11 protein-coding genes are annotated in these 13,732 nt (G+C 47.6%); 9 read left to right on the top strand and 2 right to left on the bottom strand.

Annotation, left to right across the window (positions count from 1 at the left end; all coding sequences use genetic code 11):
• Positions 1-19 precede the first annotated feature (19 nt).
• The 5 genes from AB9P05_RS20080 to AB9P05_RS20060 all read left to right on the top strand — a co-directional run bounded on the left by AB9P05_RS20080 (position 20) and on the right by AB9P05_RS20060 (position 7,365).
• Positions 20-1,195 (top strand): MFS transporter, encoded by a 1,176-nt coding sequence (locus AB9P05_RS20080; protein WP_371910628.1) that lies wholly within the window; start codon positions 20-22, stop codon positions 1,193-1,195.
• On the top strand, positions 1,192-3,633 hold the full coding sequence (locus tag AB9P05_RS20075; RefSeq protein WP_371910627.1) for a GNAT family N-acetyltransferase: 2,442 nt from the start codon (positions 1,192-1,194) through the stop codon (positions 3,631-3,633). Before AB9P05_RS20080 ends, AB9P05_RS20075 begins: the two co-directional genes overlap by 4 nt.
• Before the next feature lie 142 nt (positions 3,634-3,775).
• Positions 3,776-4,402: a nitroreductase gene (locus AB9P05_RS20070; protein WP_371910626.1), complete on the top strand. Its 627-nt coding sequence runs from the start codon at positions 3,776-3,778 to the stop codon at positions 4,400-4,402.
• 74 nt (positions 4,403-4,476) lie between these two features.
• On the top strand, positions 4,477-5,589 hold the full coding sequence (locus AB9P05_RS20065; protein WP_371910625.1) for a heparan-alpha-glucosaminide N-acetyltransferase domain-containing protein: 1,113 nt from the start codon (positions 4,477-4,479) through the stop codon (positions 5,587-5,589).
• Between the two features lie 222 nt (positions 5,590-5,811).
• Entirely contained in the window at positions 5,812-7,365 is a 1,554-nt protein-coding gene (locus tag AB9P05_RS20060) for a hypothetical protein (RefSeq protein WP_371910624.1), read from the top strand.
• Between the two features lie 247 nt (positions 7,366-7,612).
• On the opposite strand, the gene AB9P05_RS20055 is transcribed toward AB9P05_RS20060, so the two are convergent.
• Complete coding sequence (locus tag AB9P05_RS20055) at positions 7,613-8,293, bottom strand: aspartate/glutamate racemase family protein (protein ID WP_371910623.1); 681 nt, start codon at positions 8,291-8,293, stop codon at positions 7,613-7,615.
• A 418-nt stretch (positions 8,294-8,711) separates the two neighbouring features.
• Here AB9P05_RS20055 and AB9P05_RS20050 point away from each other — a divergent pair, with 418 nt between their 5' ends.
• The 4 genes from AB9P05_RS20050 (at position 8,712) to AB9P05_RS20035 (ending at position 12,505) form a co-directional block, all read left to right on the top strand.
• Positions 8,712-10,556 carry a hypothetical protein gene (locus AB9P05_RS20050; protein WP_371910622.1) on the top strand — a complete coding sequence of 615 codons (1,845 nt, stop codon included), beginning with the start codon at positions 8,712-8,714 and terminating at the stop codon, positions 10,554-10,556.
• Between the two features lie 234 nt (positions 10,557-10,790).
• On the top strand, positions 10,791-10,955 hold the full coding sequence (locus AB9P05_RS20045; protein ID WP_371910621.1) for a pinensin family lanthipeptide: 165 nt from the start codon (positions 10,791-10,793) through the stop codon (positions 10,953-10,955).
• Positions 10,956-11,376: 421 nt separating this feature from the next.
• On the top strand, positions 11,377-11,886 hold the full coding sequence (locus tag AB9P05_RS20040; RefSeq protein WP_371910620.1) for a DUF3124 domain-containing protein: 510 nt from the start codon (positions 11,377-11,379) through the stop codon (positions 11,884-11,886).
• Position 11,887: 1 nt separating this feature from the next.
• Positions 11,888-12,505, top strand: a complete 618-nt coding sequence (locus tag AB9P05_RS20035) for a MarC family protein (protein WP_371910619.1) — start codon at positions 11,888-11,890, stop codon at positions 12,503-12,505.
• Between the two features lie 550 nt (positions 12,506-13,055).
• Here the strand turns inward: AB9P05_RS20035 and AB9P05_RS20030 are convergent.
• Positions 13,056-13,712, bottom strand: a complete 657-nt coding sequence (locus tag AB9P05_RS20030) for a hypothetical protein (protein ID WP_371910618.1) — start codon at positions 13,710-13,712, stop codon at positions 13,056-13,058.
• Positions 13,713-13,732 lie beyond the last annotated feature (20 nt).

Raw genomic sequence — 13,732 nt, 5'->3', positions numbered from 1 at the left:
CAATCTCTGAAACCGGATTATGAGAAACTTACTGGTACTGATGAGCTTTCTGGCGGTGGTGAGCGATACGATGCTGCACCCGTTCTACCCGCAGTTTTTCCGGGAGGCTTTCGAAATAACGGACACGCGCCACACGGGGATGTACATGGCGGCGATCTGCCTTATGGTGATGCTGGCTTTTCCCTTCTGGGCATGGGTGTCGCGGCGGGTGCCTGTGTTGCGGATACTGGTGTATGCGCAACTGGTGGCGGCGGTGCTGTGTATGTACCTGTTCGGAACGGCAGACCTGACATGGTTCTGGGTGGTATCATTGCTGATGATCTTTTGTAAGGGAAGCTACCTGCTGGTGTACCCTTACCTGATGCAGATCATAGACCGCCAGCAGCACAGCAGCACGATAGGGATGCTATCGGTAATCGCTTACTTCGGGGCGATAGCGGGGGCGGTGCTTGGTGGTCTGATGACGGAGGTATGGCCGCCTCGCTACATCTTTCCGGTAATGGCGTTGGGTGATGTGGCGGGTATGGGGATAAGCCTGTATCTGCTGAGAAGGCACCGCAATGTGGCGACAGTGAAGGCTGAGGAGGAAAAGGAAGCGAAAGGGATGCCATGGAGCGGCATATTGAGACTGGGGGCAATCACGCTGCTGTTTTACTTCAGCGCCTTCATGATCCGGCCGTTTTTTACGCTGTATTGGGAGGCGGTTTCCGGACTGGATAACCGGATCCTGAGCGGGCTTACGTATGCTATTCCCGGCCTGGTGGCCCTGGTAGCCCTGTGGTGGTACCATCGCTATGGCGGTGAGCATGAGAGTGCTTACGGGCGAATCATACCGGCGATGCTGGTGGGCCTGGCGGGGCTGTTACTGCAGGCTACTCCCTATGGCTGGGTGGTGATAGCTGGTCGCCTGGTATATGGCTGGGCGGTGTACCTGGCGGTGGTGCAGTTTGATGTGCTGCTGTTTTCGCTGAGTACCCCGGCTGCGTATGCGGCGGACTACAGTAAGGTGCACTTCTTTCATAACCTTGGGGTATTGCTGGCTTCCTTTACTGTGGGCATACTGGTGGACAGCCAGGGGCTGGATATTCCCTTTTATATAGCGGCGGGGGGCTTCGGGCTCACGGCGACACTATTCTTTATCACTTACCGCGCGCAGGTAAGTTCGGCGCGCAACACACGGATACTATCAACATGATGACGGACATAGAAAGACGGACTAGGGAGGCAATATATAGGAAAAACCTGCCGGGAATAGGTGAATTGAGCATCCGCCCCTTTGTGGTGAAGGATGACGCGAAGAATCTGCACCGGTGGGTGAATGAACCCTATGCACGCTATTGGGGCATGCAGGGACAGACGCTGTCGCAGGTGCAGGAGGCTTATACAGAACTGGTAAACCGCCGGGGTTATGGATGCTGGACGGGTACGCTTAATGGTGAGCAGGTCTTCTTAATGGAAAGCTATGACCCGCAGGCTGACCGGCTGGGAAAGTACTATGAGGTACAAGCGGGAGACCGGGGGATGCATATACTGGTAGGTCCACCGAAAAAACGTATCCATGGCTTCACATGGGAGGTTTTTCGCCTGGTGATGGGGTTTCTCTTCAGCGATGAAACTACGAAGCGGGTAGTGGTGGAGCCGGACGTGCGAAATGAGAAGATTCATGTATTAAACAAAAAAGCGGGTTTTGTATACGGGGATAGAATTAAGCTCCCGGAGAAGGAGGCGTGGCTGGCCTGGTGTACAAGAGAGGGTTTTGAAGAGGCACTAACTATGACGGAAGAAAAAGCTACTGATATGGATATAAGGAATATAGCTCCGGAGCAGGGGGTAGTGGCGCACCTGCAGGGGAATGCCTGGCAGCAGGCAAATGTGATGCAGGTAAAGAAGGGGATAGAGGAGTTTGCGCATGAGCTACTACTTACCCCGGTGCGGATAGATGGAGAGGGAATCTGGGGGGATTATGAACTGACAGGAGAAGCTGGGGTATATACTTTCCGGGCAAGAAAGCTGTCTCTGGACCACTGGTATGTGGAGGAGAAAAGCCTGTATGTATGCCGTAATGGTGTTACGGAAAGACCGGATGCGGTTACATTTATCCTTGATTTTAAAAATGTCCTTGGACTAAGCGAAGCAATACTGCCTACGTACCTGGAGGAGATCAGCAGTACACTGTTCCGGCTCACGTATATGCTCACTCATGTATCTCCTAAGGCAGAAAGCCTGGCGGATGCGGGCTATCAGGAGGTGGAGCAGGCGATGACGGGGGGCCACCCGTGCTTTGTAGCGAACAGCGGACGCATTGGGTTCGATGCGGTGGACTATGGAGCCTACGCGCCGGAGGCCGGATCACCGATACGCCTGATATGGATAGCAGGGCACCGGGACCGCACCACTTACGCGGGCACGGAGGAGTACCCTTACGAGACGCTGATGGAGCAGGAGCTGGGCGGTGATCTGCTGGAGCGGTTCGAAAACATACTGCACAGCAGGGGCCTGGCGCCTGAGGAATACGTGTATATGCCGGTGCATCCGTGGCAGTGGTATAATAAGCTGGCGCACATATTTGCGGCGGACATAGCGGAGGGGAAAATGGTATGCCTGGGGAGTGCACCGGATGAGTACCTGGCGCAGCAGTCCATCCGTACATTTTATAATGTAAGCAACCCGCAGAAGTGCTATACGAAGACGGCGCTGAGCATACTGAATATGGGCTTTATGCGGGGCCTATCCCCGTACTATATGGGGAGCACGCCGGCGATAACGGAGTGGGTAACGGAGACGCTGCAGGGTGATGCTTACCTGAATAGCAAGGGCTTTACGATGCTGGGCGAGGTGGCTACAGTGGGCTACCGGCACTTGCGGCTGGAGGCGCTGGGCCGAACCAACGCATACAATAAGATGCTGGCGGCCTTATGGCGCGAAAGCCCACAGAAGTACCTGAAAGAGGGACAGGAGCCAATGACGATGGCGGCATTGCTGCACATAGATGGTGAAGGAAATGCATTGCTGCCGGAGCTGATAAAGGCGAGCGGGCTGGATGCTTACGAATGGCTGAGCCGCTACATGGATGCTTATATGGCGCCGCTTCTTCACTGTTTTTATGCGTATGACATGGTATTTATGCCTCACGGGGAGAACCTGATACTGGTGATGGAGAATCACGTGCCGGTGAAGGTATTCATGAAGGACATTACGGAGGAGGTGATGATCCTGAGCCCGGATGTGGCACTGCCTGAGCGTGTGAGGCGCCTGTATGCGCCCACTCCGGATGAGATAAAGCTGCTGAGCATTTTTACGGATGTATTTGACTGCTTCTTTCGCTTCATGTCGCAAATACTGGTGGTGAACGGGGGGCAGCAGGAGGAACTGTTCTGGTCGGCAGTGGCAGACTGTATCATCCGTTACCAGACGGAGCACCCGCACCTGCAGGATAAGTTTGAGCAGTATGACCTGTTTGCTCCGGAGTTTGCCCGCTCGTGTCTGAACCGCCTGCAATTGCGCAATAATGCTCAGATGGTGGACCTGAGCGACCCGAGCGCAGCGCTTCAGTTCTTCGGGACACTTAAAAATCCGGTGGCGAAGTACCGGCCGGTGGCAGAGGCTAAGGAGTGTATGGCAATTGGGGTGTAGGCGAGAAGCTTTCCAAGGTAGCCAGCTAACCGGGTAGCAGGCTAAGGCCATATGTATTACCTCTGGTTTTCTATCCCTTTTTGCCTGATTAAAAAGTAACAAACAATCAAGGCTTTGTCGACTGAGGCTAATTTAAAAACGAATGACTGGATTATCGATGGATATTTCTACGGCACTGAACGAGGAAATAGCTACCGCAGAGCAGGTAAGCCGGCTGATACGGGAGCGTCGCAGTGTCTTTGCGGATGACTACCTGCCGGAGCCTGTTCCTGACAGGGTGCTGGAGGAGATCCTTATAAATGGAACATGGGCCCCTACTTATAAAATGACGGAGCCCTGGCGGTTTATTGTTTTAGGTGATGCCGAGAGGGAAAGGTATGGGGGGTTTATGGCTGACTACTACAGGGCAAGACTGAGCGAGGCAGACTTTCCGGCGGAAAGGTATGAGCAGGCAAAACTATACCCGCAAAAGGCGGGGGCGCTGGTAGCGATCATATTTCGCAGAAATCAAAAAATTGAGATCAGCGAATGGGAAGAACTGGCGGCGGTGGCCTGTGCGGTGCAGAATATGTACCTGAGCTGTACGGCTTACGGGCTTGGTGGCTACTGGGATACCTGTGGGGCGGCACAGGCGTATGGAGAGCACCTGTCACTGGAGGATAACGAGCGCAGCCTGGGCTTTTTCTACATGGGCTACTATGACCGGCAGTTATTCAAAAGCAAAAAGCGCCGCACACCCCTTCACAAAAAGCTGGAACGGTTGCCTTAATAATAGGTACTTACCCCCCTGCTTAGACCACCTGGCTATGACTTGTATATGATTATCCTAAACAAAACACAACAATGTCTGAAAGTAAACCTGAGCGATTACGGGCAATAGACCTGGCGCGGGGCATCAGTGTGATCCTGATGGTACTGGTACATACCATGCTTATTTACGGTAATGAAGCTACCCGCGAGGATTCTGTCTTTGGCTATATGGTGTACCTGATGGGACACGGGGCACCTATGTTTCTGGTGAGCATGGGGGTATCTTATGTCTTTTCGAGACGACAAGGCTTTGGGCTAACGCTGAAGCGGGGGCTTTTCACGATGGGGATTGGCTACCTGATGAATACACTGAAGTTTATCGTCCCGATACAGCTATTCGGTGGCTTGCCTGTACCGTTTGTCACGGCCTACGGCATGACACCGGGCGAGCCATCCAATATGCTCTTTTTTCTGCAGCTAGGGGACATATTGCAGCTGGCGGGACTTTCACTTATTCTGATGGGTGTGGTGCTGAGGGCTACGCGTAATAAGTGGGTGGTGATGGGCCTTGCCCTCGCCCTCACGTTTCTCTCGGGTCCGCTTAGCGGATACCGTCCCGGTGTTGCTGGACTGGACTATATGTGCGACCTGCTCTGGGGGAGTCAGTGGAACGTTTACTTTCCGCTGTTTCCCTGGGGGGCCTTTATTCTTACCGGACTCTTCTTTGGCCTGTGGTACCAGGAACAGGGCCGTAACCGGAGGCTGATGTTCATGCGGATGCTACAGGTGGGTATGCTTATGCTCCTTGCAGGCCTGGGTCTGTGGCTTTACGATGCGTCGTACCACTTCGGTGACTTTTATCATCTGGGCCCCGGGGGTACGCTGGCGCTGCTGGGCCTGAACCTTGTGCTGTTCTATGTACTGGACCGTCTGGTGGATATACCGGACCCCCGGTCCAGGGTGCTCGGGCTGATTTATTACTGCAGCCGCCATGTTACCTTCCTTTATGTCACGCAATGGACACTCATCAACTGGGGTATGTCTGTCTTTGGATTTTGGGAGCATGACCCTCTTACTGTGGCAGGGCTGTATGGGATGTACCTTGTCCTTTCGCTGGGAGTTTGCTGGCTATGGAAAGAGGGTATCAAAGGCATCATGAAGGTCCGGAAAAGGGAAAAGGGAGAAGTGGCCATGGCCCGGGGATAGGCTAAACGCTGAACGCCCGGTAAAAGAGAAGGAAATGGGTGAGCCTGAATAGCATATGCGTTTTACAGGCTTACCGCCCTACATTTACATGGTGCGGACTCATATATAGTAAAAAACTAAACTGACCAAAGCCTGCAAGTAAGCTAAGCTACCTCGTTATACGCATTGGTATAATGTGCCGGGTATGGCGGGGCGTGCAGTGCAGATAAAATTAAATACCCTATGTCTCTTCTTATCGAAGTTTTAGCAAAAATTATATTATTAGTCATCGGGGTCTTGGCTGTATATAGGTTTAGCCGCCATAACAGAGCTTTGAGGCTTACCAGCGTGCACTACTGGCTATTGATCTTCTTCGGCATATTCACCTGGATGAACTGGGGTGGCTTTCACGACGAAGCAAACAACGGCTCCATAGTGCATGAGTGGGACCAATATCATTATACTATATCGTCTAAGTATTTTACGGAATTGGGCTATGATGGTCTTTACGTGGCTACTGCTGAAGCTGCGCGTGAAGAAGGAGGGCATGAGCCGCCTCGTATCCGTGACCTGCGAAGCGGCTACGTGGTGGATGCGCCTGCTCTGGCAGCCCATCAGCAGGAGGTAAGGTCGCGTTTCGGTGAGGCGCGCTGGGCTGCTTTCAAAAGGGACCTTGAGGAATTTGAGGTCAACCCCTCGGTGTACCTGGACCACGGCTACAATGCACCACCGACGCTGACGGCTATCCTACGCATACTGACAACTGCTATACCTGTCAATGGTATGAGTAAGGTATTCTATGCCCTGCTGGACATAGTGTTTATCCTGGCAGCTATCCTGATGATAAGATGGGCATTTGGTATGAATGCCGCTGCGCAATGTGCTTTGCTGTTTGGTATCAGTTTCTTAGCCCGGTATTTCTGGAATGGCGGATCTATCTTACGTTATGACTGGTTTTTTGCTATAACTTCAGCGGTATGTTTGTTGAGAAAGGACCGGCTTATCTTGGCGGGTATAGCGTTATGTTATGCCTGTGCGATCAGGGTCTTTCCGGTGTATCTGGCATTACCGGTCTTTGCTTATTTTCTGGTAAATGGTAAGGAGCATGGGGTTAAAAGTGCCGTCCGCTTTGGTACTGCTATGGCAGCAAGCGGTACTATACTGGTCTTATTCGGGGTACTGAATAACGGGCGAGGAACAGATGCATATTATCAATTATATGAGAAACTTAGTCTCCATGATAATATTCCCCCGCCGAACAATGTAGGGGTAAAGACTTTTTTCATTACCAGTTCAGAGAATATGAAGGGTGAGTTGGTAAACGAACACTCTATATATGAAACGAATACTATTACCGAGGATATTATAGAAAAAGCAAAATCCAATACTATCTGGATCTATCTATTCCAGTTTCTTTTTGCAGGGTTATCCATATGGTTAGGAACGCGTGCCGGTGATGCCTCTACTGCGCTTATGGTAGGTTTTGTAGGGGTTTTCGGAGCTACGGCTCTTACGTGTTATTATTGGGCTACCCTGGCTTTACTGCCTCTGTTATCTATTTCCCATGGTTTAAGAATAGGTTTAGTGGCCAACCTGGCGATGTATCTATGGGCAGCAGTTGCTTTGTTCCTGCCTGTTTTAGGTGTAGTGGACAAGTTTAATGGGGCGCTGGTATTTGTGCCATGTGCTGCTATCATTCTGTGGGCATTGGTACGAACTTCCCAATTAGCTGTCTTTAATGAGCCAGGGGACATGGCAATGGTTTTTTCACCCCGGAAGGATTCTAAACTGGCTTAATGAAGGCATATGTGGGGCTTTAACAACTGAGAGCTTTGCCACTTCCTATACCTGGATCATTTGCCTGGTTTGATAAGGGTTAATGGGTGGAAGATTGTCAAAAGAAATAGCTGTTACAACAGCTTAAAAATACTGCTGCAGGGAAAGCAAGTTAGCTGCTTTGTGGACGCTGTAGCGGTTTGTGTAATATGCATATCGACAAAAACAGCCCTGGTGTGTACCGGGGCTGTTTTTCTATTTAGGCTGGCTAACTGAAAATGAATTCTACTGCCATGTCTGCATGAAGTTCTGTAGTGGCTAACAGGGGGAGGGGGTAGGTTATATCCTGAAACAGGATGGGTAATTCGGTACATCCCAGAATAATTCCTTCGGCTCCACGGTACTGTAACTCGTCCATTTGTTGAGTAAAGAAAGTACGGGCTTCCTTTGAAAACACGCCTTGCGTCAGCTCCTCAGAAATAAACCGGTGGGTTTGATCCAGATGCTCTGTGGAGGGGATGATGGACTCGATAACAAATTTGTTCTTTAGCATATCTGTTATGAAAGTGCCTGTCATGGTGGGCTTGGTTCCCAAAAGCCCCAGTTTCCGTAAGCCCAGTCGCTGAGCCTCTTTGCCGGTAGCCTCGGCAATATGCAGTATTGGTACGGAAAGCTTCGGCTGCACATGGTCATAAGCCATGTGCGGGGTATTAGCGCATATGATAATTGCTTCAGCACCTGCCTCTACAAGTTTGTTGGATACGTCGAGGTATTTGGCGTTTATCTTATCTCTGTTCTGCTCCCGCATCAGGGCAATATTGATGCTATGGAGGATAATGGGTGGGTTTTCCAGATTACCTGTTTTCTCTCCTGCCTTTTCATTTATAAGCTGGTAATACGCTATGGTAGAATGCCATGAGGTACCGCCAATCATGCCAAGTGTCTTCATTGCTTGTGGTGTTTATGATTGTGTCAAACGTAAGGTAGGGATTGTCGCCGGATGCTTTGGTGACCTGGGTTACGTACACTTTGTAAGCATGATAACGGCGGAGTCACGCTATAGCCTCTTACCTTTCACGTCTGTATATAATGCAATAAACCAGGCTAAAGGTTTTCCACAGTATGACTATAGGTTGACTATGGGATGACTATAGGATCGGTATAGGATAGTAATTGGGTGGGATATGGGATAAATACAATTATGGTTCAGTTATTCATACTCTGAGCATTACCTTACTATGCTTTGAATAATTTGGGAAGGGATATATGCACTTTGGGAAATTTATTGTGAGCAGAGGGGCATAAGATATGTAGTGAATAGACGATTTGGGTAGTTTAGTCTGCAAAGTAAACGGCTAAAAACCCATATGAAACTAGAAAGAATCCTTGACAGGCTCGGCTCTATAGAAAAGAATAACTTCATTAAGGCTATTGATGCCATCATTTCCCAAGAGCCAAAAAACGCAAAACAAATAGAAGATATTCTGAACAGGGCGGATAAAGGGTTAAAGTCCGTTGATAATGAAAATATTGCCACCATTTTCAGGCTGGTAGAGGATGAGTTTTATGACTGTCTGGAGAGCGAGTTTTGCGAAGCCTCTTCCCAGTTGGATATCCTGATAGATATATTAACCCGGGATGGTAACTGTATGATGAAGCTGGATTGGTTTAGCAGGTTATACGAAGCTGAAATAAAGAGCCTAAACAAGAAAATCAAAAAGCTGACGGCTGACCTTGCAGAGGATAAGTCTGAACTATCTGACGAGAGAAGGCGCGACTACCATATCTATAAAGCATGTCTGACTACGGCTTATCGTAATGACATAGAAAATAACAGGGAAACAAAAATCACCTCAGATGAACAATCCATTCTGCTTACTCTGGCTTCACACTTAGAGCTGTCAAAAGAGGAGGTTAAACTGATCAATTATTCGATACTTCCAGTGGAGAAAGTGGATGCTATGGAAGTGATAAATCACATGAAAGCCATTGGTATTGTATTCTTCTCCAAAAAGGAAAATACGTTATACGTAGCGGATGAAATGGTGCGGTTACTCCGAGAATTGAGGGGTAAAGAAGTGGCTGATAAATATTTGCGGAGGACTCTGCGGGTATTAAGGGAGCCGGTCATCAATCATATAGCGAGGAAGCATAATATCGATCGAACGTTAAGCTATGAGCAAAAAATAGAGGAGATAATCAGAGAGGGTGTTTCATTCAGGTCATTACTTACCAATGATATTTATAAAAACGCGAACACGCTTAATGAGAGGAAGAAGGTGTTGAATGAACTCTGTGAGAAAAAACTGAATATTCAGAACCTGAGAGGAGCCACTTTGGATGACAAAATCGATTCTCTGATTTCTTACTTTGAGTCTATCGAAAGAGACGAGAATATTAACATTTCGCTGGACGGTTTTGAAAAAATGCTCTCCGATCTTAACGAATCTTTACCGGCCCTGAACAACCAGATCAGGGAGAAATTCCAGATTCAGGACGAATTCGTTTTACGGGCGGACCTATTGCTGGATTACAACATTAAACCAAGGGATATTCTGGACCTGATCGAAAAAGATGATTTAAAAAAGTTTATCCAGGAAGCCGGAATTAAACAAAGAGGTGATGATATTCTGAATACGCTGGAGCATTTTAAAGATGCTGAAAACCTATATCTTGAAAACTATGAGAAGGTAGCCTACAGGGATCTTAACTCACTAAAGGAAAATGGTATAGCGGTTAAAGAAAGTGAGCTTGGCCTCAAATTCGAAGACCTGACGCGTAAGATATTCAGTGAGCTGGGCTTCTACGTCAATGAGGATCTGAAGAAAAAGATCAATACTTCCAAGGACCTTATGGACATATTGATAGAGCTTGAAAATGGAGATGTTATCATTGTAGAATGTAAAACCCAAAAGGAGAGGGGGTATAATAAATTCAGTACGGTTTCAAGGCAACTGGGTGCTTACAAAAAACAGGTGGAAAAACAGGATTATAGAATTGCAAAGATCCTGCTGGTAGCCCCGGAGTTTAGTGATGATTTTATTACAGATTGTGAAATGAATACAGAACTAAACTTATCACTGCTTACTGCCTCATCTTTATTAAAGATATATGAAGCATTTAAAGACTCAAAGCACGAAACTTTTCCCCATGTGCTATTCCGGGATGTTCTCATCAATGATGATAGAATCGTTAAGGCGCTAAGCAAATAGTACCAGACTATTGACCATTTTAGTAAGCCATATTCATATGGAGTTTAATAAAAGTATACTGTAAATGGTGAAAATTAAGCCTAATTATTCAAATGAAAAAAAACATCAATTTTGTACTGATTTAGCTTGTAATTTCCAGCTTAATAAAAGTATCTTAAAATGAAGTCCAGGTCGACCAAAGGTTGAGAAGTGCTCAGCCGGACTTTTATTTTAACAACAAACCCAATAGTTTTTATGAAAAAGCTAAAATTAAATGAGCTGGAAGTAGCAAGCTTTGTTACTAATAGCGAAAAACTGAATGAAAAGACAGTAAAAGGTGGAGCTACGGCTCTATGTGGCGAGACTATTACTGTGTACTATGGTACGTGCAACATTTACCCATGCCGCCAGATACCTTAATCGGTGGTAATAGCCTGATATTAAAGAGGCTGTCTCAAAAGTAACACCGCCTATTTTCATACCAATTAATATTTGGTTAATTACTATTTACATTCTGCATGGCGAAGTCGGACGCGACCCGGTCGGGCGCGACCCGGTCGGGCGCGACCCGGTCGGGCGCGACCCGGAACCAACTTCGCAAAGGTGGCAACCACGAGACCGAACGCGGCATGGTACAACCTGGCGGTAGTTACGAGGGATGCAAAATTATATTTTGAATAAAAAGAAAGAGGCTGCCTTTTTGGACAGCCTCTTTTTTTATGCTTTGCTTGATAAAAGCTAACCTTTTAAAACGCCTCTTCAGTTGATAAAGGTTGTTTTGAAAAGATAGAATGGCCTATTTGTGGACCGCTGCTTAGGTGCAACCTGTAACTGATTTGAGATGAAACAAGTGTACGTTCTGCTGGTGATACTGCTGCTGTCCCAGGCCTGCAATGAAAAGAAACCGATTAGTTCGGTAGACCCTGTGAACTGGGACAAGCGCACTGTAGGCTATGCTATGGGCGACTCTTTTACCAGTGGCACTACTTACTTATCCGCTTATTCGCAAATATACGGCCAGACGGAGTCTCTCACGCATGACCTGACGGTAACGGTAAGCATGCGCAACACCAGCCCGGATGATACGGTATTTGTAAAGAGGGCTGCCTACTACAATACGGGGGGGCACCTGATACGGACTTATTTTGACCGTACGATCTATATCGCACCCATGGAAACGGTGGAAATCGTTATTGATGAGGTAGACCAGGACGGAGGCACGGGAGCTAACTTTCTCTTTGACTGGCAAACGGGGAGTGGCTCTACAGAACCTCTGTTTGAGGCGGTTATGATCTCTACTTCCGGACAACAAGGCCTTTCATTTACCACCCAGGGCACCAGGATCATGTGATATGATAGCAGATATACTTACCAAAATATTTTTTCTGATTGCTGTGATTGATCCGCTGGGTTCGGTGCCGGTATACCTGGAGGCTACCAAACAACTTGACCTGAAGCATAAACGGAAAGTGGCGGTCAGGGCTTCTTTCATTGCTTTTTTAATCCTTCTGTTCTTTATCGTAGTTGGGCAGCTCATACTGGAGGGGATGAATGTAACGCTTGACGCTTTCCAGATTTCCGGAGGGGTGATCCTTTTTCTCTTTGCCCTGACAATGATATTCGGGGAAGGTAAGCCGGAGTCTGAGAAGCACCTGATCAAGGACTACAAGCATGTCACCGTATTTCCGGTAGCCATCCCATCTATTGCCTCGCCTGGTGCTATTATGGCTGTGGTACTACTTACCGATAACTCACTATACTCTGTACAGCAACAGGCCCTGACTACGCTGCTGGTGATGGTGGTAGTGTCCATCACTATGTCCGTTCTGCTGGTGGCAAACTTTGTACAAAAGAAGATAGGGGAGTACGGTATCACCGTGATCAGTAAGGTGATGGGATTAATCCTGGCTGCCTATGCGGTGCAAAGCATCCTGAGCGGCCTCAGGGATTTCTTTAAGGTAATAAATTGAGGTATGGCCTGATGAGTTTAGCCATAATCGTATGAGTGTGAAGATCGTAAGAGATAAGTTATTAAAACCATTTGTATTAGGGTTGGGGCTTATTTTTCCCGTCCTGTTATTGTCAATAGGATGGCCCTATAAACTGGCTTTACTTGTACTGGTACTTGCCGTAATGGCTACCATTCCGGTCTTGCGAAAAGATAGATATATTGAGCATTACACGATAGAACCGTATTCCCTCAAGGTGGTGTACCGGATTAACTTTAGCTCCATGGAGCATAGGTTACATATCCCGTTTTCCACAGTGGACTCAGTGGGTTTTAGACCCGGCAGGATTTCTCTCCTTTTCACCTTATTACGATTTGTACGCAATCAGAAGAAGGGTATTACGATAAAGAATCCTTCAAGACGGATAGTGATGATTCATTTATAGAGATCATCTCGAAGGTAAAAAAAGCGCTGAAGGAAAAGGATGAAGCAGTACGGTAAACAGGCCTGCTAAGGCAGGTAAGGTTTGATATTTCTTACTAGCTCAGAGAATGATAGTCACCGCTTATGCTCAGAAATTGTGTTTGAGCCTGACTACCTGATCCTGAAAGTCCTGGAGGGTCAGGTTTCGTACATTGACAGATAGCGTATTATCCGGAGTGGAAATGAGGTATTGTGTAACATATACCTTTTCATATCCCGCCCCGGCCATCTCATATTTTACTTTTATAACTTTATTATTGGTCGTTGTAAGAAACTTACTTTCTACCTTCCGGTAACTCACTCCTTGAGCATCATAATTTTTGCTCATTTGTTGCTCAAGCATCTTGGTATATGTGCGTCCGATTTTTTTATTAAAATCTACACGAGGGCCATCCATAATTAAAACCAGATCTAATAAGGATGTGGTATCTGCATATAGCTCATAGGGTTGCCCGGCCTTATTAAGTTTTTCCATAGCAGCGGTAAAATTTGATATATCCTGGTTGCCGTACTCCCTGGAAAGACCCAGCTCATAGAGGTAGTTTTCTACCAGGTAGTACTTCTTATAATCTTTGGGCAGTTTAATAGCCAGGTTGGCAAAACCGATGTTCACCTCTCTCAGATCTTTTGAGGGTAAAGGTGCGGGTGCAGCCAGGCTCCCGGTTTTTTCGGAATCACCTTCAGTACAGGAGTAGATAGAGGGACACCAAACAAGTATCAGTAATAGCCAGGTGAGGTTTTTCATGCTTACGTTATCGGTTCAGT

The sequence above is a fragment of the Roseivirga sp. BDSF3-8 genome (genome assembly GCF_041449215.1).
Classification (GTDB): Bacteria; Bacteroidota; Bacteroidia; order Cytophagales; family Cyclobacteriaceae; genus JBGNFV01.
Note: the sequence above shows the minus strand (reverse complement) of the source record. Positions and strands in the feature narration are given on the sequence as shown.

Bases quoted from the DNA above. Each gene is read 5' to 3' on its own strand.
- AB9P05_RS20080 (WP_371910628.1), top strand. From the start codon at position 20: ATGAGAAACTTACTGGTACTGATGAGCTTTCTGGCGGTGGTGAGCGAT.
- AB9P05_RS20075 (WP_371910627.1), top strand. From the start codon at position 1,192: ATGATGACGGACATAGAAAGACGGACTAGGGAGGCAATATATAGGAAA.
- AB9P05_RS20070 (WP_371910626.1), top strand. From the start codon at position 3,776: ATGACTGGATTATCGATGGATATTTCTACGGCACTGAACGAGGAAATA.
- AB9P05_RS20065 (WP_371910625.1), top strand. From the start codon at position 4,477: ATGTCTGAAAGTAAACCTGAGCGATTACGGGCAATAGACCTGGCGCGG.
- AB9P05_RS20060 (WP_371910624.1), top strand. From the start codon at position 5,812: ATGTCTCTTCTTATCGAAGTTTTAGCAAAAATTATATTATTAGTCATC.
- AB9P05_RS20055 (WP_371910623.1), bottom strand. From the start codon at position 8,293: ATGAAGACACTTGGCATGATTGGCGGTACCTCATGGCATTCTACCATA.
- AB9P05_RS20050 (WP_371910622.1), top strand. From the start codon at position 8,712: ATGAAACTAGAAAGAATCCTTGACAGGCTCGGCTCTATAGAAAAGAAT.
- AB9P05_RS20045 (WP_371910621.1), top strand. From the start codon at position 10,791: ATGAAAAAGCTAAAATTAAATGAGCTGGAAGTAGCAAGCTTTGTTACT.
- AB9P05_RS20040 (WP_371910620.1), top strand. From the start codon at position 11,377: ATGAAACAAGTGTACGTTCTGCTGGTGATACTGCTGCTGTCCCAGGCC.
- AB9P05_RS20035 (WP_371910619.1), top strand. From the start codon at position 11,888: ATGATAGCAGATATACTTACCAAAATATTTTTTCTGATTGCTGTGATT.
- AB9P05_RS20030 (WP_371910618.1), bottom strand. From the start codon at position 13,712: ATGAAAAACCTCACCTGGCTATTACTGATACTTGTTTGGTGTCCCTCT.